Origin of the sequence: Flavobacterium sp., from assembly GCF_049240005.1 — a bacterium.
In the GTDB taxonomy this organism is placed as follows: domain Bacteria; phylum Bacteroidota; class Bacteroidia; order Flavobacteriales; family Flavobacteriaceae; genus Flavobacterium.
This window is the reverse complement of the sequence record NZ_JBMLTK010000074.1, coordinates 56889-82225: the sequence shown is the minus strand read 5'-3', so window position 1 is coordinate 82225 and position 25337 is coordinate 56889. Positions and strand designations below refer to the sequence as shown.

The window sequence follows — 25337 nt, the reverse complement described above, 5'->3', positions numbered from 1 at the left end:
CAGAAGCGCCAAACTAATTCCTACATTATATAAGGAGTACCTTTTCATTTATTTTTCAATTTTTTCGGATATCTGAAATTTATGTGGTAAAACTTTGTGTTTTACTTAAAATATGGGTGTCAAAATTTAAGATTTTCAAATTTAGTTTTTGATGTTCAGGCAAAATGATATTATTTTATCATTTTTATATCATATAATTGCAGTCATTCTGACACTAATTAGTTATGCAAACCTTTCACAGAGAGATTACACCCTTGTCAAAAGACGATAGTTTTCTTGTTTTCGACCGCGTTAAAGACACCTTCGATTTTCCCATTCACTTTCATCCAGAGTTTGAAATTAATTTTATTTTCAATGGAAAAGGGGTTAAGCGGGTTGTTGGTGATCACATCGATGAAATCGACGAAATTGAATTGGTTCTCGTTGGGCCTAATTTGCCGCACGGCTGGGAACTGTATCATTGCAAGAATAAGAATATTCATGAAATTACCATTCAGTTTCATGGCGATTTATTTGATGAAGCTCTTTTATCCAGAAGGATTATGCTGCCTATAAAAGAGATGTTTAATCGGGCAAATCATGGCATTCTATTTTCGAAGAAAACGGCAATCGATTTAAAAGAACGCATCTTAAATCTCTCTAAATTAGATGGAATGGATTATTTTTTAGAGACGATTTCGCTTTTGCACGACATGGCGAATTCAAGGAATCAGAAGCTGTTATCGACGTACACAGTTGAGACCGATCGATTCGATGATTCAGATAAAATGAAGTTGGTTTACGATTACGTGCAGCGTAAATTTTCGGATAAAATCACACTCGATGAGGTTTCCGACTTCGTTTCCATGAGTAAAGTTTCGTTTAATCGATTCATTAAAAAACGTACCGGAAAAACTTTTGTAAACTATGTAAACGACATTCGAGTGGGCTACGCTGCACGCTGGTTAATTGAACGCGATTGGAGTATTTCAGAGATCGCATTTAAGTGCGGATTCAACAATATCGCGAACTTCAATCGCATTTTTAAAAGTTTGAAGAAGACTACTCCAAGTCAGTACCGCGACGAGTTTTATGGAATGAAACGCTTCTTGTAGCTGCATTTTTCAGTGGTATTATTTTGTCAAATACTATCAAATTTTTTACGAAATCGATAGAGAAAATAATAGTACTAAATGATAAAATAATATTAACATCTGTGGTTGCTGTCTAGATAATTTTATAATCGTCAATTTTAACTCTGCTTAATTACAGAAAGTAGAATTTAAAACTTGAAAAAATGCTAATTAATCAAACCATTAACTAAATCTAGACAAAAAATCATGAATGAATCACGACATGCTTTTCGTCAGGGTTACAAACAACTTAAGTTGTATGTGATTTTGATGTTTTTCGGATGTATTGCTACAGCGTTTTCGCAATCGCAGATTTCGGGAACTGTTACTGATAACAAAGGCCTTGGCATGCCTGCGGTATCGATTGCTGTAAAAGGTACTACCAACGGCGTAATGACCGATCTCGATGGTAACTTTAAAATTAATGCCAAACCAACCGATGTTTTAGTCTTTTCTTTTATCGGTTTTAAGACAAAAGAAATTACGGTGGGGAATAACAATGAGCTAAAGGTTCAATTAGAGGAGGCTACTGAGAATTTAGAAGAAGTAGTACTAATTGGGTATGGTTCTGTGAAGAGAAACGATGTCAATTCTTCGATTTCTTCCATAAAAGGAAAAGATATCGCAAATCTTCGCCAAACTTCAGTAGATCAAATGCTACAAGGAAAGCTCGCTGGAGTTTCTGTAACAAATGGTAGCGGTCAGCCTGGTGCTGCAGCGAACGTTCGTGTTCGCGGGGTAACTTCAATTTCAGGAACGAACGAGCCTCTTTATATTATAGATGGAGTTCAAATTTCAGGCGATGCAACGGGTAGAGCTACTAGTGGACGACCAATCGCTGGAAACGATTTTACCTCTAGCGGCGGTTCTGGAGCGGTAGCGGCCAGCCCATTGTCGCTTATTAATCCTAGTGATATTGAGTCCATTGATGTTTTAAAAGACGCATCTGCAACAGCAATTTACGGATCGAGAGGTGCAAACGGTGTTATAATTATAACAACGAAGTCTGGAAAAAAAGGAACTGGAAAGATCTCTTATGAAGGTTCATCTTGGGTAACTTCAGTTGCAAAGAAACTAGATGTTCTAAATCTCAGACAATATGCGGAGCACCAAAATGCATTGGCAGGAGTCTTTCAGGTTCCTACTCGCGCGGAATTTGCTTTTCCAGAACTATTAGGTAATGGGACTAATTGGCAAGACGAAGTGTATCAAACAGCACAGGTTACCAGTCATAATCTCTCTTTCTCTGGCGGTAAAGATGGTACATCGTACTATATGTCTGGTGGGTATATAAATCAAGAAGGTATAATTATTGGATCAGGATATAAGCGATACACAGCGCGAGTTAACGTAGATTCTAGAGTTAAAGATTGGCTAAAAGTGGGTGCCAACGTAAACGCAGGTATCTCAAATGAGCGCATTACGGTGAACCAAAGCTACGTTGGTTTGATATCTAACACTTTACTCCAGGCTCCAGACATTCCTGTAAGAACACTTTCAGGAGATTTTGCCGCGCCGCCAGCAGGTCAAAACGTTGCTTATTTTAATCCAGTTGCTGAAGCACTAATAAAAGACAATAAATTAATTCGCAAAAATTTCTTAGGTAGCGCTTTCGCAGAAGCGACCCTTTTTAAAGGTTTGCGATACAGATTGGAAGGTAATGCCAATACTGAATTCTCTGAAAATACCGAATTTACGCCTTCATACGATCGCGGTTCTCAAGTTAATTTAACGGCAGATTTAGTAGAGCGCAGACAAAATTGGTATTCAACGAATATCACAAACACGCTAACGTACGACTTTTCAATTCGCGATCATAAATTTACTGTTTTAGCAGGTCATGAAGCAAACGATTCGCACTGGGAAGGTATTCTCGCTAATGCAGAAGGTTTTCAAACAAACGATATTTATGGTTTGAATTTATCTGATCCGGATCTGCGTCAAGTAACCAGTTATAAAGGTAGCCAGTCGCTTTTCTCATATTTTGGACGGATCATGTACGACTTTAAAGACCGCTACAGTATTTCTGTATCGATTAGACAAGATCAAAGTTCCAAGTTTGACCCAACAACAGATAATCAAAAAGGGTATTTCCCTGCCTTCTCCTTTGGTTGGAAAGTTTCGAATGAAAAGTTCATGGAATCAATAAAACCTTACGTAGATAATGTAAAATTCCGTCTTGGTTATGGAGAAACGGGAAATCAGCAAATACCTAACAACGCTTATTCCGCGCAATTGGCTCCCCAATCGGATAGCTTCTTACCTTCAAATTTCCCAAATCCAAATTTAGTTTGGGAATCAATGAAACAAACAAATGTTGGTTTAGATTTTACCACTTTAAAAAGTAAGCTCTCTGTCGGGATGGACTATTACAGAAAAGTATCTGACGGCTTCTTATTCCGAGTTCCTTTGCCAGATTATTTAACAGGCGGTTCTTCATTTTATGGAGGTATTGATGCACCATTTTCAAATTTGGGAGAAGTTCAAAACGTAGGTTTTGATCTTACTGTAAACTTTGATTTAAAATCTAATTCCAACTTCAATTGGACATCCAACGTAGTTCTTTCAACCTACAGAAACCGCGTAAATGCGATTACTGATGGTTTACCATTAACGCAAGGTGTAAATACAAATGGTTTCTTACCGGTAGATGTAACCAATACTGTTGTTGGGAATCCGATCGGGATGTTCTGGGGCTATAAAACCGACGGTTTATTTACGTCGGAAGATCAATTTGTTGGTGCTCCTCCGCAATTCGGACAAACATTTGGAAGCGCTCCAGGACAAACTTATTTAGGTGATGTAAGATATGTCGATGTAAATGGTGACGGCGAAATAAACGATCGTGACAAAACATTTATCGGTAATCCACATCCAGATTTCACTTTCGGATTTACCAACAATTTTACCTACAAAAATTTCGATTTATCGGTTTTTTGCCAAGGTTCTGTTGGAAACGACATCATGAATTTAACCTACAGAAATGGTACTGCTAACAACCAGTTGTATCAGAATGTTTTAACCGACGCATTGAATTTTTATTCGGCTGATAACACCAATACCAATATTCCTCGACCAATTAACTCCTTAGCAAATCCAAACCAAGAAATATCGGATCGCTTCATTGAAGATGGGTCATATTTGAGAATTCAAAACGTTACCTTGGGTTATAATCTGCCTACTAGTATCCTTTCTAAAGTAAAGCTTACCAGACTTAGAGTTTTTGCTTCGGCACAAAACCTCTATACATTCACAAAATACAGTGGCTACGATCCAGAAATAGGTTCGTTTAATCAAAATGTATTGCTTAGCAATATCGACAACGGGCGTTATCCTTCGCCGAGAACTTATTCAATCGGTGTTAATCTTGAATTTTAAATTATTACTTGTATGAATCCATTATATTCTATCAAAAAACAGTTCTTGCCGATTCTAGCAATAGCTTTATTTCTAGGAGCGTGTAGCAATGATTTTACCAATAGACCCTCGGAGGATACGATTCTATTAGATTCGTATTACGCTACGGATCAACAGGTTTCAACAGCTACAAATGCTATGTATAACCGAACTTGGTTTCAATTTCACAATAAGTTTTTCTTTGCGATCGCCGAGATTGGTTCGGGTAACATGATGTCGTATTCGTCGGATGTGAATGCCATGCGAAACTTCTCAATCACGGGAAGTGATGCCGAATTGTTGGCTGGATGGCAATCTTTATGGGCCAATGTGGCTCAAGCCAATTCTATTATCAACTATTTGGAACAACGTGTGGGTCCGAATGTGAGCGAAGATGTTTTGCAAAACACTATCGGAGAAGCCTATTTTATGCGTGCAACAGCCTATTTCTATTTAGTTAGATTGTGGGGGCCTGTGCCAATCATCGAAAACAATGTAAATTTTGCAAGTGCTCCATTAATTAATACCAATAGAGTTGAAGATATATACCAGCTCATTGAGCGAGATTACCAACAAGCTATCGATCGCTTGTATGATCGTGTACGTACTGGAAACTATACTGATAATGCAAAAGTGACCAAGGGTTCTGCTAAATCGATGCTTGCTAAAGTGTACTTATATCAGCAAAAATATTCAGATGCTAGAGCCATGGCAGAAGATGTGATCAGCTCTGGTGAATTTAAATTATTAGGCGGTTCACAATTGCCGGGCAAATCTTTTGCTGATCTTTTTACGTATCCAAACAACAATAATGAAGAGTCTATTTTTGCTCTACAGTGGAAAAATGTTGGTGTGTATGGAAACGCCAGTAACTGCAACACCCAATTCGGAATCAGCAACGGAACTGTAAGCACTTCTAATGCGTCCTACGGTGGGGTTTTCGGACCTTCCCAAGATATCCTTACACTATACACAACTGATGACTTGCGCAGAAGAGAAACCATCATGTTTCCAGGTGCTACATATCCAAACGTATTAGCAAAAATCGGTTCTGCTTTCGGTCCGCTTGTTGTGCCACCTGCCGATCAAATTGGAGGTCAAAATGCTGGAGCAGCAATCAAAAAATACTGTATTGGTATCGTAAATGGTGCTGCGACGGGTAGCGCTGATCCATGGGCTATGATGGAAAACAATACCTACATCATGCGCTATGCCGAACTTCTTTTAATTCATGCAGAAGCCATCCTAGCCGGCGGTGGTAGTACTTCTGATGCTTCTGCACTTAGCTCGTTCAACGCCGTAAGAACCCGTGCAGGTTTATCACCTGTTACTTCAATAACGTTCAACGATATTTTCACCGAGCGCAGAAAAGAGCTTGCTTTCGAAGGTGATTACTGGTTCGATCTTGGACGAATCCCTCGTGCACAAGCTATTGCAATCATGGCGGCACAAAACCGTGGGGATCGTCTTACCGCACAATCTTTCACTCCAGAAGAAAGCGATTTTATCTTGCCTTACCCAACGAATGAATTGGCTAAAAATCCAAAACTAGCCGAGCCACCAGTTCCTTATACTTTTAATTAAATTTTCTAATTATCATGAAGAAATCAATTTTTAAATTTTTGAGTTGGATGCTTGTTTTTGGAGTGCTTTTCCAAAATGCATCCTGCTCGTCGGACGACTCGTCAAGCTCTGCGGCGCCAGTGATCGAAAAAGTTAGTGCAGCAGTAGATGAAGACGGAAATCCAACGAACCTTGAACCTACTAATGTCGGATTTGCAAATAACGTTTACGTAATCCAAGGAAAAGGATTTACCGGTTTGCAAAAAGTGTTTTTCAACGATTTTGAAGCGGCGTTTAACCCCACTTTAGTTACTGACACAACAATCTTTGTTACCGTTCCACTAACCACGCCATATCAAGATCAGAGCAATAAACTCCGAATTGAGACAGCTAACGGTTCTGCTGAGTACGATTTTACCATCGCACCGCCTGCACCACAAGTAACAAGCATCAATCCCGTAAATGCGCAAACAGGCGATACTGTAACCGTTTATGGATCTTTCTTTATCAATCCAGAAGTTACCGTTGGAGGTATACCTGCAACAATTGTATCAGTTGCATTCGACAGAATTACTTTCACGCTTCCTCCGAACTCACAATTCAAACAAGTTACTGTAACAACTCTTTCTGGCGACGGAACTGCACCGCAAGTTATAGGAACCGCAATCTACGATGACGCTCCAGCATCTTTTGTAGAGAACTGGCTAGGCCCGTGGGACGGTAGCGGTTTTACCGCCAGTACTGCCGAAAAAAGCCAAGGCGAATCTTCTATCGAAGCCAATTATGGCGGTTACGTAGGATTCAAATTCCCAATGTTCGCAGCTCCAGCAAGCACTGCAGGTTTTGCAGGTTTGAGAGTTTCGCTCAAAAGCACTCTAGAAACCGGTAAATTCAAAGTTGTTGTAAACGGAAACTACGGCGCAGGTAAAGAAATATCGTTTAATAATCTAGGCTGGACAACCTTCAACATTCCATGGTCGGAAATAGGGGGGAATCCAGGAACCATCAACGAAATCGTGTTCCAAGAGTTTAACAACGGTGGCGGCGATAAATTATATATCGATGATCTTGGTTTTTACCAATAAGTATAAATTCATTTCATTTTAGGTTGAAATTTTTTATTGAGTTAGTTTTTTGAAACCCTGTTCTACAGGGTTTTTTTCTTGAAATTATGAATAAACTATTTAGAATATTTGTTTGCTGCTGTTCGATATCCATCTTCGCACAGAAACCCGCTGGTTTAGCTAAAACACCTCCGATGGGATGGAATTCTTGGAACACCTTCGAAACCAACATCAACGAAGAGCTAGTTAAGAAAACCGCCGACGCCCTCGTCGCTTCAGGAATGAAAGACGCTGGTTACCAATACCTTGTCCTCGACGACGGATGGATGGCCAAAGAACGCGACGAAAACGGAAATCTAGTTCCCGACCCAGTGAAATTTCCAAGCGGACTACCAGCGCTCATCGATTACGTGCATAAAAAAGGCCTGAAGTTTGGTTTATACAACTGTGCCGGAACAAAAACCTGCGCCGGTTATCCGGGAACACGTGGCTACGAATATCAAGATGCCCGTTTTTACGCCAAACTCGGAATCGATTTTCTTAAATACGATTGGTGTAATACCGAAGGCATTCAAGCTAAAGAAGCCTATACCACCATGCGAAATGCACTCGCAGCAACCAAAAAACCAATTATTTTTAGCTTATGCGAATGGGGCGACAATCAGCCGTGGCTTTGGGCAACAGATATCGGACAAATGTGGCGAATCTCTGGCGACATCTACCCGTGTTTTGATTGCGAATACAACCACGGAACTTGGTCGTCCTGGGGCGTATTACGAATTTTAGAAATGCGCAAAGACATACGGAAATACGCCGGTCCGGATCATTTCAATGATTTCGATATGCTCGAAGTGGGCAACGGGATGACAGCAGCCGAAGACCGATCGCACTTTGCACTTTGGTGTATGATGGCTTCTCCGCTTATTGCTGGAAACGACATCACTAAAATGAACCAACAAACACGCGATTTACTCACTAACCGCGACCTGATTGCTATTAATCAAGACGAACTCGGATTGCAAGGCTTTAAGTTTCATTCTGAAAATGGAATCGACTATTGGGCCAAACCGCTCGCCAATAACGAATGGGCTTTTGCGTTTCTTAACAGAAGTGAGTCGGCCGCAGAACTAAACTTCGATTTCTCGAAATGGCAAATAACCGATCCGGATTTCGGACACCAATTCAATGCAAAACAACAGGTTTACGAGTTCAAATTCCTATTCGAAAATAAAACGGCAAATACAAAACGAAATCTCAAAACTAAAATCGAAGCGCACGATATTTGTGTGATACGCTTGCGCGAAAAAAAGTAAATCATGAAAAAATATCTTTTCCTAGCTCTAATGCTCTGCAATTTGTGTCAGGCACAAGTTGTGAAGAAGCACAAATCCTTACAAGTTATCGGCACACAATTGTGTAATCAGGCAGGAGAGCCTATACAATTGCGAGGCATGAGCTTTGGCTGGCACAATTACTGGCCGCGTTTTTACAACCAAAAAGCAGTAAAAACACTGGTAACCGACTGGAAATGCAACGTTGTGCGCGCCGCTATGGGTATTGAAGGGAACGAGTTTACCTACACGCAAAATCCGCAGTACGCTACCGAGAAATTAGAAACGGTGGTAAAAGCCGCAATTAAAAACGACATTTATGTTATTGCCGATTGGCATAGCCATAACCTCAATCTTAAAGAAGCACTAGTGTTTTTCGATTGGTTGTCGAAGAAATACGGACACACGCCCAATCTGATTTATGAAATTGTAAACGAACCCGACGAAGAAACTTGGCCGGAAGTAAAAGCCTACGCCGAGCAAGTTATTGCCGTAATTCGCAAAAACGATCCCGATAACATCATTTTGGTGGGATCTCCACGCTGGGATCAAGACGTACATTTACCTGCCGCCGATCCGATTACCAGCAGTTCTAACCTGATGTACACCATGCACTTCTATGCCGGCACACACGAAAAATGGCTGCGCGATCGAACCGACGAAGCGTTGAAAAAGAATCTACCGATTTTTGTGTCCGAATCGGCAGGTATGGAAGCCACCGGCGACGGTCCGCTCAACGAACAAGCTTGGCAAGAGTATATCGATTGGATGGAAGCCCGAAAAATAAGCTGGATTGTCTGGTCGGTTTCCAACAAAGAAGAAACCTGCTCGGTCTTAAAAGGCGATGTCTCCGACGGCGGACCGTGGAAAGAATCAGAACTTAAGCCGTCAGGCGTCAAAGCCCGCAATTACATTCGCAGTTTAAATAAATAGTTGTTGAAGGTGGTTTGACTGTAAAAATTGAAGATACAAATCATCCAATTGGTTAGCATATAGCTGTTCGCGGGTTCAGGCGGCCATAACGATACGTCAAGTGGTGAACGTCACGATTCCGATAGCTATCTGAACTCGTTTTCCGCTTCTCGTTATTAGCTTTCGAGGGTTCGGGCGGGCAAAGCGATACGTCAAGTGGTGAGCGTTACTAAGTCTATTCCGATAGCTATCGGAACTCGTTTCTCGCCTCTCGCTTCTTTCTAATGCAGCCACTCCCGTCTTCCGCTATAGTCCTCAAAAAATACGCTGTTTTCACACGCACTGCGGCGGGCTTCTGGCGTCGCCACCACAGTTGCGGTTCAAACAAGCGTCTTTTTCTCCGGGCTGCCGCTGCAACCGGGGCTGGGAAATACGTTACTAAACCACCAATCGCCTCTTTGCGCACATTCCACTCGCTCTCCGAAGTCTCCCGACTTCGGAGTATTCTTCTAAAACTTAAAAAATAAGCTAGATAAATCCTTGCGTGATTGCGCTATCTTATAAGTAAACAATCAGAAAATTTCGCAATTCACTTTTTCAAGCATACCTTAAATTCGGGATACTTTGCAAAGCGCGAGTTCGAGCCATAACAAGCTAAGATGAGAATGCTTTTGAAAAATCTGCTCACAATCAACAATTGCCAAAAGTTAATTTGTAATTTTGATAAAAAGTGAAATAGATTATGGATTTGCAAACACGAAAAGTAGCTTTTATTCAAGAGTTCCTCAAAATTCAAAGTGAAGAAGCTATTAGCCAATTTGAAAAACTTTTGAAAACGAGCACAAGTTTCAAGAACAATACTATCACGCCAATGACGATAGAAGAACTGAACGAGAGGATAGATAAATCAGAAGCAGATTTCAAAGCCAATCGTTGTAAACCAAGTTGTGAGATTTTATCAAAGTATTGAAAATGAAATACGTGGTTGTTTGGTCTGCGTTTTCTCAAGAAAAACTAGATGAAATATTTGAATATCACAAATTTAAAGTGAGTTACAAAGTTGCTAAGCAAATCATCACAAAATTAATTAAAGGAGCAAATATTCTGGAAACGAATCCGTTCGCAGGGCCGATTGAGCTTCTACTCGCCAATAGAAAAGAAAAGTATTATTATTTGGTTTGCGGTAACTACAAAGTGATTTACTCGGTCGATTCAACAAACAAGCAGGTCAAAATTGCCGACGTTTTTGACACTAGACAGAATCCAACCAAAATGGGAAAATAGAAATAAAACCAATGTTATTCTCGTGACGATTTCAAGAAGCACTTTTCCTTAAAGACCTTCAAACTACTGTAGTAAATAAGTCGTCTCTTTGCGTACATTCCCCGCGTTAGGGGTTGCAGCGGAAATCTTGTTTTTTGATCAACGTCGGGCAAAAAACCCCGATAGCTATCGGGGCAGCGAAAGACCCGACGGCGCCTGAAACAGCTTTCCAGCACTGAGGCGCCGGAACGCCCAAATAAAAAAGAAGATTTAGTTAGTCACACCCTCAAATTAGTGCGTAATTGCCTCACCTTTTCTCGGTTTACTTACCGCAACTAAGCCCAAAAGTGTCAGCAAACCGTTAACGATAATGAGTTCTTCGGCAAACTCGTAAGCGCCGAATAAAAGCCGACTGTTGGCTGAAATCACATACGTAGCCACCACCGCTAAAACGCACACTACCGGCGTAAGCTTATCGGTTACTACACGATTTTTTACGAAAAGTCCGAAACTGTAAAGGCCCAATAACGGACCGTAAGTGTACGCTGCAATTTTGAAGATAAGGCTCACCACCGAATCGTCGTTGTAGCTGTAAATGAACAAAATAACCACAAACATGAGCAATGAAAATCCGATGTGTACGCCGTGTCGGGTAGCCACACTGTTTTTTCCGGCAACCGTTTTATCCATGTTTAAAAAGTCGATACAAAACGAGGTTGTAAGTGCAGTTAAAGCCGAATCGGTCGTGGCAAAGGTGGCAGCGGTGAGTCCGAGTAAAAACACAATCGCCGGAACTATACTCAAATGGTTAAAAGCAATTTCCGGGAAAAGTAGGTCGGTTCGCGTTTTTCCCGTAGCTAAATCGACAGGTATGCTCACGCCATTCTTCTCGGCATACAAGTATAAAAGTGCGCCAACACTCAGAAAGAACAGATTTATACAAACGAAAATCGCCGTAAAGGTGAACATGTTTTTTTGTGCTTCGCCGATGTTCTTACACGATAAATTCTTTTGCATTAAATCTTGATCGAGCCCGACCATAGCAAGCGTTACAAAGATGCCACCGATAATTTGCTTGAGGAAGAATGTAGATTTTAACCAATCTTCAAAGAAGAAAATTTTGGAATAGCTGCTGTTTTTAACGGTTTCGAATGCTTCGGTTGCCGATAAGTTTAAACTCTGACAGATAAAAATAATCGTAAGGATAACCGAAGAAACCAAGAATAAGGTTTGAAGCGTGTCGGTTAAGATGATGGTTTTTAAACCTCCGCGGTAGGTGTACGCGAAAATAAGTAAAAGCGAACCCAAGACCGTTGCGGCAAACGGAATACCAAAAGCATCGAACACATAGCGTTGCAGGACCAAAACGACCAAATAAAGTCGGGCAGCCGAACCAATAGTGCGACTAATCAGAAAAAACGAGGCAGCTGTTTTGTAAGAAACTGTTCCGAGTTGCTGTTCGATGTAACTGTAAATAGAAACCACTCGCAAACGATAGTACAACGGCAATAAAAGCTTTGCGATGATGATAAAACCGATGGCGTTTCCTAAAACAAATTGAAAATACTTGAATTGAATATCGGGATTTCCTACTTGGCCCGGAACGCTGATGAACGTAACGCCGGAAAGCGCGGTACCTATCATTCCGAAAGCTACTAAATACCATTTTGAGTTGCGGTTGGCGGTAAAGAAACTGTCGTTGCTTTGGTCGTTTTTGCTCACAAAGTACGAAATGGCAAATAAGAGTCCGAAGTAAACGGTTATTAGAAGTAAAATGGTGGTTGGTGTCATGACTTTCTCTAAAATAGTTACAAGTATCGGTTTTTTTGTGGAATTACAGGCTGCTAAAAATGTAGTTTATTGGCTTATTTTTGCCCTATGGAATTTTCTTCGAAGTTGTTGGAACAAGCCGTTAACGAAATGGCGGGTTTACCCGGAATTGGCAAACGTACCGCACTGCGGTTGGTGTTGCATTTATTACGCAGACCCGAAGAAGAAACCACTGCTCTTACCGCAGCATTGCAGCGTTTGCGCACGGAAGTTAAGTTGTGCGAAAGTTGCCATAACATTTCCGACCAGCTGTTGTGTCAGATTTGTGCAAACCCGAAGCGCAACCACGAATTGATTTGCGTTGTAGAAGACATACGCGATGTGATGGCCATTGAAAATACGGGTCAGTTTCAAGGAATCTACCACGTTTTGGGTGGGAAAATTTCTCCGATGGATGGTGTGGGGCCGAGTCAGCTCAAAATTTCCACTTTGGTAGAAAAAGTACGTTCGGGTTTGGTTAGCGAACTCATTTTTGCCTTAAGTGCCACGATGGAAGGCGATACTACGAATTTCTACATTTACAACCAGGTTAAAAATTTCAATTTGAAAACCTCGACGATCGCGCGCGGGATTTCTGTAGGCGACCAGCTCGAATTTGCCGATGAGGTAACCTTAGGACGAAGTATTTTACACCGCGTGCCGTTTGAGGATAGTTTGCGCACCTAAGTTTGAAGCATAAAACCTATTTTGAGTTTTATTCGTATCCTACGTAAAAGCTTCGGAGGGAATAATTTTTAATCTGTCTTATTCCTTTTATATTTGTTCGCTAAAGACTCATTCATGCGCATTTTCCTAGTTTTTGTTCTGATGTTGTGTTTGCAATCGTGTATTTCTGTAAAGGATATGGTTTATCTGCAGAAAACCGACAATTCGATTGTAAACCCTGTTAATCAAATTAACGACAAGGCTTATAGGCTGCAGAGCAACGACATATTGATGATTAACATCAAGGCGGTAAATCCAGAATTGGTTGCTATTTTTCAACAAAACGATGGTAGTTCGGGCGTTGCCACGCAAAGTGAACAAGGCGTTTACTTTAATGGTTTTCCGGTAGATCAGCAGGGAAATATCCGGATACCCATAGTGGGAAATGTGAATGTTATTGGTTTGACTTTAGACGAAGCACGTTTAAAGATTGAACAAGAATTGTTAGACAAGTATTTTACTGAGCGAGCGAATATCTTCGTGACTGTAAAGTTAGCGGGTTTGCGAATTACCGTGAATGGCGAAGTAGGTTCGCCGGGAACTGTAGTGCTTTTTCAGGAAAAGGCAAATATTTTAGAAGCTTTAGCTAATGCAGGAGATATTGCTACTACCGGTGATCGCAAAAATGTTATCGTTATGCGCCAGTATCCTACAGGTATGGAGTTGCATACGATCGATTTAACAGACATCAATGCGCTCCAGTCGCCGTATTTTTATTTGCAGCCTAACGATTATATTTATGTAAAGCCCCTACCTCAGAAGTCCTGGGGAACGGGAAAAACAGGTATAGAATCCTTGACATCGATTTTTACTGTCTTAACATTGTTAACAACGGTATTTATTTTAGCGCGAAATTAAAATGATAGATCAGTCCGATTTTAACTCCTCTGAATCGCAAATCAGTTTCGATTTTAAGGGATTCCTTATTAAAACGCTCAGCTATTGGAAGTGGTTTTTGCTAAGCTGGGCGATTGCTTTTACGTGGGCTTACCAAGTCAATATACGAAAGGAGAAAATCTATGCGGTTGACACTACGATTTCTGTGAAAGAAGAGAGTAATCCCTTTTTTACGGCCAACACCAGTTTAGTTTTTAATTGGGGAGGAACTAGCGATCAGGTGCAAACTATTATTTCATTGTTAAAATCGCGTTCGCACAACGAATTGGTTGTAGACGAGTTGGAATTCTACATTCAATACCTCGAGCAGGGTAAATACAATAAAATTGACGTATACGGCAGCGCACCTTTTAAAGTGAACATCGATAAAGACAAACCGCAATTAGCCGATAGAGAAATCAAAATTAAGTTTGTTGATGCTAATTCGTACGTACTTACAATACCGTTTGAATCCAACACGGCAGGAGCATATTTGTACAGCAACAAATCGCGAACAGATGTGGCGGTTCCTCAAGGAACGTTTGTAAGGCGTTATCGCGTGGGCAGCAAAGTAGTTTTGCCCTTTTTGTCTTGGACGCTCGATATTACCGACATGTCTGGAAAGCAGGTAGGAAAGGAGTACTTTGTGAGCTTTTCGAATTTTGATGGCGTTGTGGGAAGCTACCAAGGCATTAATGCCGAGCCGGATGCTAAAGGCGGATCAATTTTAAAATTGAGTTTGCAAGGTCACAATAAAGCGCGAATGGTAGATTATTTAAATACGACTGTTCGGATTTTAAAGGAAACACAACTAGCTGCAAAAAATCAGTTCGCAACGAATACCATTAACTTTATTGATAGTACGATGCGTGCTATGGAAGAATCGTTGCGCAAAACAACCGATGAATTAAAGAGTTTTAGTCGGGATAAAAACGTAAGCGCTTTAGAACAAGGCGGAGAAGCAATCAGCACCAAACTCACCGAATTGGATGGTGAGAAAGATCGCATTCAGCGAAAAATCGCTTATTTGAATAATTTGGCTTCTTATCTAAAAAAGAGCGTCGATTATTCGAAACTACCTTCGCCATCGGTTGTAGGCATTGAAGATCCGAATATCTTAGTAAATGTTTCTAAGCTAATAACGCTATCGACGCGGCGAGCTCAAATGCAGTTTTCCGTAAAAAGCGAGAAGTTATACAGCGATTTTGACGTGGAAATCTCGGCAATTAAAAGTGTTTTGTTAGAGAATATTATGACGGCGCGTTCGGGTTTAAATTACGATTTGAATATGGTAAATGCGAAGTTAAATGCAGCCGAATCGGAACTAAAGCAAATACCAGAAGACAAGCAAGATTACCTAAAAATTCAGCGCAAGTTTGATTTAGGGAATGAAATTTACACCACCTTTTTGCAAAAACGAACCGAAGCCAATATTGTTAAAGCGGCAAATGTCTCGGATATTCGATTCATAGACAATGCTAAAGATGTTGGAGGCGGTTTGATTGGTCCAAAAACCAGCGTAAACTATATTCTTGCGCTGTTTTTAGGTTTTATCATTCCGCTTCTTGGTGTTTTCGGATTGTTTTTCGTGAATAATTCGATTCAGAACACCGACGATGTAGCTAAACTTACGTCTATTCCCTTAATTGGTGTAATCGGAAAAAAGAAAACAGAGAGTAATTTGAGCGTATTTGAACGACCGAAGTCGGCATTGTCGGAATCGTTCCGTGCGATACGTTCATCCTTACAATTCCTTTACAAGCGTCAGAATTTAGCAGGAGCAAAAACACTGATGATAACTTCTTCCATTAGTGGAGAAGGAAAAACGTTTTGCTCTATAAATATTGCTACTGTTTTCGCCTTGAGTGAAAAGAAAACTCTAATTGTTGGTTTGGATTTACGCAAACCTAAACTCTTTAACGATTTTAAAGTTTCAAACGACGTTGGTGCTGTTGATTATCTTGTTGGCTTAAAGTCTTTAGATGAGGTGATTCAAAAAACAAATATTGCGCACTTGGATGTAATTCCGTCGGGCCCCAATCCGCCCAATCCGGCAGAATTAATCATGAGCGATGCGATGACCACGATGCTTGTGGAGTTGAAGTCGCGCTACGACTATATAATTTTGGATACACCTCCAGTTGGTTTAGTTTCTGATGCACTAGAACTTTCACCACTTGCAGATGTTACTTTGTATGTAGTGCGCCAGAATTTTACCAAAAAGGATATGATTACATTACTGAACAACCGTCAGAAACGCGGAGAACTGTCAAATGTTAGTATCGTTCTAAACGGATTTGAAAGCAAAGCCAAGTACGGCTACGGTTACGGCTACAATTACGGTTATGGATATGGGTACGGAAATTACTCGAGCGGATACCATGAAGATGATAAGCCAGAGGGTGTTTTTGCTTGGATTCAGAACGTCATAAAGCTAATAAAATCAAAAATCAAGAAATAAGTTAAAACCTTCTTAATTTTAATAGATTATATTTGCGCTGAAAAAAAAATTAAAATCCGAAATCTATGTCTACTAACCTACCAAAAATTTTGGTTACGGGTGGAGCTGGTTTTATAGGCTCCAATTTATGCGAATATTTTTTGTCTAAAGGATATTCTGTGGTTTGCCTCGATAATTTGGCAACGGGACACAAAAAAAATCTTGATGGATTTATAGAAAATCCAAATTTTGAATTTATCGAAGGCGACATAAGAAACCTCGAAGAGTGCCGAAAAGCAGTTTTAGGTTGCGAATTTGTATTGCATCAAGCCGCTCTTGGCTCGGTTCCGCGTTCAATAAATGATCCAATTACAAGTAATGATGTAAATGTAGGTGGCTTTGTAAACATGCTAGTTGCTTCGCGCGACGCCGGTGTTAAGCGATTTGTTTACGCGGCGAGCTCGTCGACTTACGGTGATTCGGAAGCGCTACCTAAAGTTGAAGATAAAATAGGTAAGCCGCTTTCTCCGTATGCAATAACTAAGTATGTAAATGAGCTTTATGCCGATATTTTTAGTAGAACTTATGGAATTGAAACCATTGGTTTGCGGTATTTCAACGTGTTTGGTCGCCGACAAGATCCGAATGGAGCTTATGCTGCGGTGATTCCAAAGTTTGTTATGCAGTTTATGAAGCACGAAAGTCCAGTAATTAACGGCGATGGTAATTTTAGTCGCGATTTTACTTACGTAGACAATGTGGTTCAGATGAATGAATTAGCTATAACTACAAATAACCCTGAGGCTGTAAACACGGTGTATAACACAGCTTTTGGCGATAGAACAACACTCAACGATTTAGTACGTTACCTCAAGGAGGCTTTAGCAAAAAAAGACGCTAAAATAGGAAACGTTGAAGTGATTCATGGACCAAATCGGGCGGGTGATATACCTCATTCCCTCGCTAGTATCGATAAAGCAAAACAATTATTAAACTACAACCCCAAGTATTCGCTGCAACAAGGACTTGAGATCGCCGTGGATTGGTATTGGGAAAACTTAAAGTAATATGAAAATAGCAGTAATCGGATTGGGCTATGTGGGTTTACCATTAGCCAGACTTTTTGCCACGAAGTACAACGTCGTAGGATTCGACATCAATAAAGCTCGTATAGCAGAGTTAAACTCGGGAGTAGATAAAACTTTAGAAGTGGAGTCGGATTTGCTAAAGGCGGTATTAGTACCAAAGAGCCACCAAGGTCAAGGTCTTTATTGTTCGGCAGATTTAGACGATATAAAAGATTGCACCATTTTCGTAGTTACAGTTCCAACGCCCGTTGATAAAAACAATCGTCCAGACTTAACGCCGCTTTATAAATCATCTGAAACAGTAGGTAAAGTTCTGAAAAAAGGCGATATCGTAATTTACGAATCGACCGTTTATCCAGGAGTTACCGAAGACGAATGTGTTCCAGTTTTGGAACGCGTAAGTGGATTGAAATTTAATTCCGATTTTTACGCGGGTTACAGTCCGGAGCGCATAAATCCAGGTGATAAAGAGCACACGGTTGAGAAAATTCTAAAAGTTACCGCTGGCTCTACACCAGAGGTAGGAACTATAGTCGATAATCTGTACAAAAGCGTTATTGTAGCTGGAACACATTTAGCTCCGACAATCAAAGTTGCCGAAGCTGCGAAAGTTATCGAGAATTCGCAACGAGATATCAATATTGCTTTTGTGAATGAATTGTCTAAGATTTTTAACTTAATGGGTATTAATACTCATGATGTTTTGGCTGCCGCTGGAACAAAATGGAACTTCCTTCCTTTTAAGCCAGGTTTGGTAGGTGGTCACTGTATCGGTGTAGATCCATACTATCTGGCTCAAAAAGCACAAGAGCTAGGATATCACCCTGAGATCATACTTGCTGGTCGTCGGTTAAACGATAGTATGGGCGAGTACGTAGCTTCTCAAGCAGTTAAGCTTATGATAAAGAATGGGATTACCGTCAATTCAGCAAAAGTGCTGATGTTGGGAGTAACCTTCAAAGAAAACTGCCCAGATGTTAGAAATACAAAAATCGTTGACGTTATCGCTGCCTTGGAAGATTACGGAATCACGGTCGACATATACGATCCGTGGGCATCGCCAGCTGAAGTAGCGCATGAGTATAATTATTCAGTTACCAACGAATTACCAAAAGGGAAATATGATGCCGTGATTTTAGGTGTTGCCCATAAAGAATTTGCTAATCTCGACCTTGAGTTATTTAAAACAGAAAAGGGCATCATTTACGATGTTAAAGGAATTCTAGGCGCTAAAGCCGACGGTTGTTTGTAATATGACTAAAATTAAAAATATCTGTTGTATCGGTGCTGGCTACGTTGGCGGTCCTACTATGGCTGTCATCGCTGCTAAATGTCCGGATATAACAGTTACGGTTGTTGATATGAATCCTGATCGAATCCAAGCTTGGAACGATCCGGACTTGTCGAAACTTCCAGTATATGAACCCGGGTTAGCTGAAATAGTTGGTGTTGCTCGAGGCAGAAATCTGTTTTTCTCTACAAGTGTAGATCAAGCCATTGATCAGGCAGAAATGATTTTCATTTCGGTAAATACACCTACAAAAACATATGGTTCTGGAAAAGGTCAGGCTGCCGATTTGAAATATATCGAGCTTTGTGCACGACAGATTGCCTCAGTTAGCAAAACAAACAAAATAGTTGTCGAGAAGTCGACGCTTCCGGTACGAACTGCCGAGGCCATAAAGAGTATTCTCGACAATACGGGAAATGGAGCGAAATTTCAAGTTTTGTCTAATCCCGAATTTCTTGCTGAAGGAACGGCGGTTACCGATTTATTGCAACCCGATCGTGTTTTGATAGGAGGAGAACAAACGCTTGAAGGAAATGCTGCTATTCAGTCATTAGTAAAAATCTATTCAAGTTGGGTGCCTGAAGATAAGATCCTCACTACCAATTTGTGGTCTTCCGAGCTTTCAAAGTTAACAGCTAATGCATTCTTGGCTCAAAGAGTTTCTTCGATAAACTCCATATCTGAGTTGTGTGAAAAAACAGGCGCTGATGTGGCCGAGGTAGCTCGCGCCATCGGTATGGATTCCCGTATCGGACCAAAATTTTTAAATGCTTCGGTCGGATTCGGTGGATCTTGTTTCCAAAAAGATATTCTAAATTTAGTCTACATCGCTCGTTCGTACGGATTAACAGAAGTAGCCGATTACTGGGAACAAGTAATCATAATGAACGACCACCAAAAAAGTCGGTTTGCTCAAAAAATTGTTCGGGAATTGTACAATACCATCTCTGGTAAAAAAATTGTTTTTCTGGGATGGGCCTTTAAAAAGGACACAAATGATACTCGAGAATCGGCAGCTATTTATGTAGCAAATTTATTGCTTCAAGAACAAGCCGAGGTAGCCATATACGATCCGCAAGTATCGAAAAAACAGATTGTATCGGATTTGACTTTGTACACGGATCTAAGTGCAGAAGTAATTCAGAAGCGTGTTGAGGTTTATTCGAACACTGATACTCTATTTGATGCGGCACACGCCATCGCTGTTTTAACAGAATGGGACGAATTTAAATCGTACGACTGGAATAAAATTTATAAACAAGTGACCAAACCTGCATTTGTTTTTGACGGCAGAAATATCCTTCCAAAACAAGAATTAATCAATTTTGGTTTTAAATATTATGGAATTGGAAGCTAAGAAAAGGAACATACTAATTACCGGAGGATGCGGCTTTATCGGTTCGCATGTGGTTCGATTATTCGTGACGAAATATCCCAATTACAACATTTTTAACCTAGATGCTTTAACCTACGCGGGTAATCCGGCAAACTTAGCGGATATCGAAACAGCACCAAATTACAAACTAGTAGTTGCAGATATCCGAGATGCGGCAGTTTTGGAAGACTTATTTGCCGAGTTTAATTTCGATTCGGTAATCCACTTGGCAGCCGAATCGCACGTAGACCGGTCAATTACGGATCCATTGGCTTTCGTAACAACAAACGTTGTAGGTACAGTAAATCTTTTGCATACAGCGAAAAAACACTGGAGTTCCGATTTTAAGGATAAGTTATTTTATCACATCAGTACTGATGAGGTTTATGGCACTTTAGGCGAAGAAGGTTTCTTTACGGAAGAAACTGCTTACGACCCAAACTCACCATATTCAGCGTCGAAGGCCAGTTCAGACCATTTTGTAAGAGCTTACGGAGAAACGTACAAGTTGCCGTTTGTAATTTCAAACTGTTCCAATAATTACGGACCAAATCAATTTCCAGAAAAGCTAATTCCACTTTTCATCCAAAATTGTCTCGACAAAAAAAGTTTACCTGTTTATGGTGACGGCAATTATACGCGTGATTGGCTTTTTGTAATAGATCATGCTGCAGCCATCGATACAATTTTTCATAAAGGGAAAGTAGGAGAAACCTATAATATAGGCGGATTTAATGAATGGAAGAACATTGATTTAGTACGCGTATTGTGCCAACAAATAGATCAAAAATTGGGCAATCCTGAAGGTACATCAGCAGAATTAATCACTTTTGTTACAGATCGTCCCGGACATGATTTTCGTTACGCCATCGATGCTTCCAAAATAAACCAAGAATTAGGGTGGAAGCCGTCGGTAACATTTGAAGAAGGTTTAAGCAAAACAATTGACTGGTATTTGCAAAATAAACAATGGCTAGAGCAGCTAAGAGCTAAGAACTGATAGGTAATATCGAATCAAAATGCAAAAAATAAAAGCTATACTGGCAAAAAACTTTGAGAGCTTCGCGTATTTCTACCGCTACTTAAGGTACAGGATTTTTATTTCGATTATTTTAAGTATCGTTGTTGGTTTTCTTGATGGTTTGGGCTTATCGATGTTTTTACCTTTATTTCAGGTGCTTGATCCTAGTGCTCCAAAAACCGAAAATGCCCTATCAGGCCCAGTAGCTTTTCTTCCTAAGTTATTAGATTATTTTTCGATTAATTTCGATATCTACTCTGTCTTAGTAATTCTGTGTTTATTCTTTTGTTTAAAAGGTGTGGCTCAATACATAAGAACCTCATACCAAGTAGTTTTACAACAAAGCTTCATCAAACAAATCAGATTAACATTAATTGCCTGCTTAAATAAGATCGGTTATAAGTATTTTGTTGGATCCGATGTTGGAAGAATTCAGAATACATTAAGCGCTGAGGTTGATAGAGTTGCAAGAGCTTATCAAACCTATTTCACCGCATTGCAGTTCAGTGTTTTTGTTTTAGTATATATGGGATTTGCATTTTTTGTAGATTTTAAGTTTGCATTAGTAGTATCTGTTGGAGGATTACTAACAAACCTGCTATACAAAAAGCTATATGCAAGAACTAAGGGCGCAAGTAAAGAGCTAACGCTGAGTAATCATTTGTTTCAAAGTCTAATCATTCAACGTGTAGCCAATTTCAAGTATTTAAAAGCAACAGGTTCCGACGAACGGTTTTCCAAGAAATTGATCAATACAACAATTGACATAGAAAAGGATAATCGCAAAATTGGAATTCTCTCAAGTATTTTAACGGCTACTCGAGAACCATTGTTGATTTTTGTGGTTGTGCTGGTTATTTTTATACAGGTAGCTGTTTTAAAAGGCGGGTTGTCTACGATTATTGTAAGCTTGATTTTTTTCTATAAAGCATTAAATGCCTTGATGTTTGTTCAAACACAAACGAATTTATTTCTTGCTGTATCGGGTTCATTGAATAATATGAGTGAATTCACAGACGAGCTCCAGTCCAATGAAGAAAAAGATGGTACAATAGTTACAACAGGAATTAATACGGGAATTCGATTTGAAAATGTATCATTTGCATACAATAACGAACGTATCATTTTAGGAAATATAAATCTAACTTTCCCTAAAAATCAAACCATCGCTTTAGTAGGAGAAAGCGGAAGTGGTAAAACAACGCTGGTAAATTTGCTTGTAGGATTAATTCAGCCCACTTCAGGAAAAATCCTTTTGGACGAACTTTCGCTTTCTGAAATTAACAAACACGCCTTTCAACAAAAAGTTGGTTACATAACACAAGACCCCGTAATTTTTAACGATACTATTTTCAATAACGTCACATTTTGGGATCCGCCAACAGAACAAAATAAAGAACGATTTTATAGAGCACTTGAACAATCTTCAGCAGCCGATTTCGTAGCGTCTTTGCCTGGAAAAGAAAATGAAATGCTCGGAAATGCAGGTATCAATCTCAGTGGCGGACAAAAACAGCGATTAAGCATTGCTAGAGAACTGTATAAAGATATCAATTTGTTGGTTTTAGATGAAGCTACATCGGCTCTCGACTCTGAAACAGAACAAAATATACAAAAAAATATTGATGCATTGAAAGGTAAATATACCGTAGTAATCATTGCACATCGCTTGTCAACAGTTCGTTCAGCAGATATCGTGTGCTTTCTAAAGAATGGAAAAATTGAAGCAACAGGCAGTTTTGAAGAGCTAACAAATACCAACGCTGATTTTCAGCGAATGGTTAAAATGCAGGAAATATAATGTCACAGCTTCGTAAACATCTAAAATTTACTTGGCGCAACAAATGGCGATATTTCAGAGCCAGCCAAAAGTTAGCCTTTTTAGGCAAGAACGTACACATTGACAAGTCTGTCGAATTTATGCGCTTTCCTCATAATATCTCCATTGGCGACGATGTGGTTATTAAAGAAGGTGCCCGAATTTGCAGCTGTAACCAATCTGCAATGATCAAAATTGGAAACCGAACCACTATCGGTTATCATAATTTCATATTCTCTTCCGAGAACATTGAAATTGGAGCAGATTGTTTGATAGCGCCATTTGTTTACATAGTAGATAGTAATCACAGTGCAGCGCGCGATCTACTGATTAATCAGCAGCCTAATGTTACCGCACCCATACAAATTGGCAATGGTGTCTGGATTGCAAGTAATGTTACAATTTTAAAAGGGGTAACAATAGGAGATGGCGCTGTGATCGCAGCAAATTCAGTAGTAAATAAAGATGTTCCTCCTTTTGAAATATGGGCAGGAACACCGGCTAAAAAAATAAGTACTCGTGAATAAATTTGGTGCAATCGTACTTTCGAGATATAACTCGTCTCGCTTGCCGGGTAAGGCTTTAATGACCATACACGGGAAAGAGGTGTTGCAAATTATTATAGAACGTTTATCAATAGTGATACCACTTGAGCGTATAGTTATTGCAACTTCTTCCGAGGCAAGTGATGATCCGATTGCAGAATTTGCCAAAGTTCGTGGTTATAATTGTTTTCGCGGAAGCTTGGACAATGTTGCACTACGTTTTTACGAAGCAGCGAAGCACTACAATTTTGAATATGCCGCCCGCATTAATGGTGATAATGTTTTTGTCGACACACTTGTTCTGGAATCGATGATTAAGCAAATTTCTCACAGCTACGATTTCATTACAAACGTTCATAAACGAACCTATCCGAAGGGGATGAGTATTGAAATTGTGAAGTTAAGTTCGTACAGAAATGCGCTAAGTGAAATTTCAACAGATAAAAAGTACTTTGAACATGTAACCTCGTATTGGTACGAACACTTGCCCGAGAAGGTTTTTTTTCAGTATAATACGGAATTACCAGAAGCTGCAGGTTTGCAATTTGCATTAGACACTCCTGAAGATTTTGAAATAATCTCAAGGATATTCAATAATTTTAAGGAACAACATCAAAATTATAATCTCAAAAGTCTACTTCCCTTATATCTACAGAAATGAGACAATCCGACGTATTTAATAATGTCTTCCTGTTATCGACTGAATACCAAATCATGTTGGCGTTATCTGTTATCGAAGAGTTTTTTTCCGACGGTAGCTTTCGCAATCAACTCGTACTTACTGGGAGAAGAGGGGGAGGGCTTGATGTTGAAAAGTTGCCTCCATTTGTAACCGCAACTCGGATGGGATTTTCAGACGCCGATTTTACAGATCGGGTAAAGCAAGAAATTTTTAATAAGCCTATTACAAATTTGTTTACCGCTCATGCATATCGGCCTTTCGAGACATTCGTTTTATCAAACGCGAAAAAAGGTACGCAGATACACCAGTTACAAGATGGAGCCTTGTTTTATCACAGGCAAGAAATTTCGTTATGGAAAGGCAGAATTAAAGAAAATTTTAATATTTACTACCACCTATTTAAAAGAGGAGTTATCCTAAAAGATTTCATTTGGTTTGGTCGACACATGCATAGAAGCGGCTATATTAAAAAGTTGTGGATGACCCATCCAGATTTGTTTATAGATAAAGCTTGTGGTAAACCAATTCAAAAGATAAGTCTTTTCCCAACTGCAAATAGCGTTAAGATTGCGAATAGCTGTTTTGTAAGTGACGAAGATTCAGATTTTACGAATTTGCAAAATTGTGTAATTTACTTAGCTCCAATTATTTTAGATGAATCGCTATTTGCTGCTGAAATAGAAGAGATTTCAAAAATTATGAAAGTCTTGGGCAAAGAACAGTTGCGCATTAAGATTCATCCTGGGTATTCGCAGCCTCAAAGAAAAAAGATGATGGAAGATGCCTTCGGAAAAGTTGTAATCCAAAACTACGTTCCAGCTGAATTGTACATCGCAAATTCGGTTAATTCGTGCGTGGTTTCTACAGCTTCTACCGCCTTGTTTTACGAACAAACTCATTGCCCGAGATTTGCGTTGAAAAATTATTACCAGCGGATCGGACTCTATGCGAAATGGAAAAATGTAAATTTACCGAAAGCAGTAAAACTCATTGACGAGATTGAAGATTTTACAAAATAAAAATT

20 protein-coding genes are annotated in these 25337 nt (G+C 39.8%); 19 read left to right on the top strand and 1 reads right to left on the bottom strand.

The genetic code is table 11. The features are described from left to right. Positions 1–224: 224 nt before the first annotated feature. From ACOVQQ_RS08130 to ACOVQQ_RS08095, 8 genes are all read left to right on the top strand, one after another. Positions 225–1094: a helix-turn-helix transcriptional regulator gene (locus ACOVQQ_RS08130; protein ID WP_094486887.1), complete on the top strand. Its 870-nt coding sequence runs from the start codon at positions 225–227 to the stop codon at positions 1092–1094. A 225-nt stretch (positions 1095–1319) separates the two neighbouring features. After that, complete coding sequence (locus tag ACOVQQ_RS08125) at positions 1320–4490, top strand: SusC/RagA family TonB-linked outer membrane protein (RefSeq protein WP_421817754.1); 3171 nt, start codon at positions 1320–1322, stop codon at positions 4488–4490. A 12-nt stretch (positions 4491–4502) separates the two neighbouring features. Continuing rightward, on the top strand, positions 4503–6092 hold the full coding sequence (locus tag ACOVQQ_RS08120) for a RagB/SusD family nutrient uptake outer membrane protein (protein WP_421817753.1): 1590 nt from the start codon (positions 4503–4505) through the stop codon (positions 6090–6092). Between the two features lie 14 nt (positions 6093–6106). Next, on the top strand, positions 6107–7156 hold the full coding sequence (locus ACOVQQ_RS08115; RefSeq protein ID WP_421817752.1) for an IPT/TIG domain-containing protein: 1050 nt from the start codon (positions 6107–6109) through the stop codon (positions 7154–7156). A gap of 86 nt (positions 7157–7242) precedes the next feature. Beyond that, positions 7243–8448, top strand: a complete 1206-nt coding sequence (locus ACOVQQ_RS08110; protein ID WP_421817751.1) for a glycoside hydrolase family 27 protein — start codon at positions 7243–7245, stop codon at positions 8446–8448. A 3-nt stretch (positions 8449–8451) separates the two neighbouring features. Further along, positions 8452–9399, top strand: coding sequence for a glycoside hydrolase family 5 protein (locus ACOVQQ_RS08105; protein ID WP_421817750.1), 948 nt, complete (start codon positions 8452–8454; stop codon positions 9397–9399). Between the two features lie 721 nt (positions 9400–10120). Next, the gene (locus tag ACOVQQ_RS08100; RefSeq protein WP_094484831.1) at positions 10121–10348 is read left to right on the top strand and encodes a hypothetical protein; all 228 of its coding nucleotides are present in this window, start codon (positions 10121–10123) and stop codon (positions 10346–10348) included. A gap of 2 nt (positions 10349–10350) precedes the next feature. Continuing rightward, positions 10351–10662: a type II toxin-antitoxin system RelE/ParE family toxin gene (locus ACOVQQ_RS08095; protein ID WP_094484832.1), complete on the top strand. Its 312-nt coding sequence runs from the start codon at positions 10351–10353 to the stop codon at positions 10660–10662. A 270-nt stretch (positions 10663–10932) separates the two neighbouring features. Here the strand turns inward: ACOVQQ_RS08095 and ACOVQQ_RS08090 are convergent, their stop codons facing one another. Next, the gene (locus tag ACOVQQ_RS08090) at positions 10933–12432 is read right to left on the bottom strand and encodes a sodium:solute symporter (RefSeq protein WP_421817749.1); all 1500 of its coding nucleotides are present in this window, start codon (positions 12430–12432) and stop codon (positions 10933–10935) included. An 87-nt stretch (positions 12433–12519) separates the two neighbouring features. Between ACOVQQ_RS08090 and recR the strand changes: the two genes are divergently transcribed. From recR to ACOVQQ_RS08035, 11 genes are all read left to right on the top strand, one after another. Beyond that, positions 12520–13137, top strand: coding sequence for a recombination mediator RecR (gene recR / locus ACOVQQ_RS08085; RefSeq protein ID WP_421817748.1), 618 nt, complete (start codon positions 12520–12522; stop codon positions 13135–13137). Between the two features lie 114 nt (positions 13138–13251). Next, positions 13252–14034, top strand: a complete 783-nt coding sequence (locus tag ACOVQQ_RS08080) for a polysaccharide biosynthesis/export family protein (protein ID WP_421817747.1) — start codon at positions 13252–13254, stop codon at positions 14032–14034. Between the two features lies 1 nt (position 14035). Then, positions 14036–16513, top strand: a complete 2478-nt coding sequence (locus tag ACOVQQ_RS08075; RefSeq protein WP_421817746.1) for a polysaccharide biosynthesis tyrosine autokinase — start codon at positions 14036–14038, stop codon at positions 16511–16513. Between the two features lie 65 nt (positions 16514–16578). Then, positions 16579–17559 (top strand): SDR family oxidoreductase, encoded by a 981-nt coding sequence (locus ACOVQQ_RS08070; RefSeq protein ID WP_421817745.1) that lies wholly within the window; start codon positions 16579–16581, stop codon positions 17557–17559. Between the two features lies 1 nt (position 17560). Continuing rightward, positions 17561–18832 (top strand): nucleotide sugar dehydrogenase, encoded by a 1272-nt coding sequence (locus ACOVQQ_RS08065; protein WP_421817744.1) that lies wholly within the window; start codon positions 17561–17563, stop codon positions 18830–18832. 1 nt (position 18833) lies between these two features. After that, positions 18834–20228, top strand: a complete 1395-nt coding sequence (locus ACOVQQ_RS08060) for a nucleotide sugar dehydrogenase (RefSeq protein WP_421817743.1) — start codon at positions 18834–18836, stop codon at positions 20226–20228. Further along, a complete protein-coding gene (gene rfbB, locus ACOVQQ_RS08055) occupies positions 20218–21246 on the top strand; it encodes a dTDP-glucose 4,6-dehydratase (RefSeq protein ID WP_421817742.1) in 1029 nt (342 codons plus the stop codon). Before ACOVQQ_RS08060 ends, rfbB begins: the two co-directional genes overlap by 11 nt. 19 nt (positions 21247–21265) lie before the next feature. Then, positions 21266–23068 (top strand): ABC transporter ATP-binding protein, encoded by a 1803-nt coding sequence (locus ACOVQQ_RS08050; RefSeq protein WP_421817741.1) that lies wholly within the window; start codon positions 21266–21268, stop codon positions 23066–23068. Continuing rightward, on the top strand, positions 23068–23613 hold the full coding sequence (locus ACOVQQ_RS08045) for an acyltransferase (RefSeq protein WP_298148586.1): 546 nt from the start codon (positions 23068–23070) through the stop codon (positions 23611–23613). Before ACOVQQ_RS08050 ends, ACOVQQ_RS08045 begins: the two co-directional genes overlap by 1 nt. After that, on the top strand, positions 23606–24292 hold the full coding sequence (locus ACOVQQ_RS08040) for a cytidylyltransferase domain-containing protein (protein ID WP_421817740.1): 687 nt from the start codon (positions 23606–23608) through the stop codon (positions 24290–24292). The genes ACOVQQ_RS08045 and ACOVQQ_RS08040 overlap by 8 nt, the downstream gene beginning before the upstream one ends. Next, positions 24289–25332: a polysialyltransferase family glycosyltransferase gene (locus ACOVQQ_RS08035; protein ID WP_421817739.1), complete on the top strand. Its 1044-nt coding sequence runs from the start codon at positions 24289–24291 to the stop codon at positions 25330–25332. Before ACOVQQ_RS08040 ends, ACOVQQ_RS08035 begins: the two co-directional genes overlap by 4 nt. The last annotated feature ends 5 nt before the right edge of the window (positions 25333–25337 follow it).

Coding starts and splice junctions, on each gene's coding strand:
- ACOVQQ_RS08130 (WP_094486887.1), top strand. CDS start 225: ATGCAAACCTTTCACAGAGAGATTACACCCTTGTCAAAAGACGATAGT.
- ACOVQQ_RS08125 (WP_421817754.1), top strand. CDS start 1,320: ATGAATGAATCACGACATGCTTTTCGTCAGGGTTACAAACAACTTAAG.
- ACOVQQ_RS08120 (WP_421817753.1), top strand. CDS start 4,503: ATGAATCCATTATATTCTATCAAAAAACAGTTCTTGCCGATTCTAGCA.
- ACOVQQ_RS08115 (WP_421817752.1), top strand. CDS start 6,107: ATGAAGAAATCAATTTTTAAATTTTTGAGTTGGATGCTTGTTTTTGGA.
- ACOVQQ_RS08110 (WP_421817751.1), top strand. CDS start 7,243: ATGAATAAACTATTTAGAATATTTGTTTGCTGCTGTTCGATATCCATC.
- ACOVQQ_RS08105 (WP_421817750.1), top strand. CDS start 8,452: ATGAAAAAATATCTTTTCCTAGCTCTAATGCTCTGCAATTTGTGTCAG.
- ACOVQQ_RS08100 (WP_094484831.1), top strand. CDS start 10,121: ATGGATTTGCAAACACGAAAAGTAGCTTTTATTCAAGAGTTCCTCAAA.
- ACOVQQ_RS08095 (WP_094484832.1), top strand. CDS start 10,351: ATGAAATACGTGGTTGTTTGGTCTGCGTTTTCTCAAGAAAAACTAGAT.
- ACOVQQ_RS08090 (WP_421817749.1), bottom strand. CDS start 12,432: ATGACACCAACCACCATTTTACTTCTAATAACCGTTTACTTCGGACTC.
- recR (WP_421817748.1), top strand. CDS start 12,520: ATGGAATTTTCTTCGAAGTTGTTGGAACAAGCCGTTAACGAAATGGCG.
- ACOVQQ_RS08080 (WP_421817747.1), top strand. CDS start 13,252: ATGCGCATTTTCCTAGTTTTTGTTCTGATGTTGTGTTTGCAATCGTGT.
- ACOVQQ_RS08075 (WP_421817746.1), top strand. CDS start 14,036: ATGATAGATCAGTCCGATTTTAACTCCTCTGAATCGCAAATCAGTTTC.
- ACOVQQ_RS08070 (WP_421817745.1), top strand. CDS start 16,579: ATGTCTACTAACCTACCAAAAATTTTGGTTACGGGTGGAGCTGGTTTT.
- ACOVQQ_RS08065 (WP_421817744.1), top strand. CDS start 17,561: ATGAAAATAGCAGTAATCGGATTGGGCTATGTGGGTTTACCATTAGCC.
- ACOVQQ_RS08060 (WP_421817743.1), top strand. CDS start 18,834: ATGACTAAAATTAAAAATATCTGTTGTATCGGTGCTGGCTACGTTGGC.
- ACOVQQ_RS08050 (WP_421817741.1), top strand. CDS start 21,266: ATGCAAAAAATAAAAGCTATACTGGCAAAAAACTTTGAGAGCTTCGCG.
- ACOVQQ_RS08045 (WP_298148586.1), top strand. CDS start 23,068: ATGTCACAGCTTCGTAAACATCTAAAATTTACTTGGCGCAACAAATGG.
- ACOVQQ_RS08035 (WP_421817739.1), top strand. CDS start 24,289: ATGAGACAATCCGACGTATTTAATAATGTCTTCCTGTTATCGACTGAA.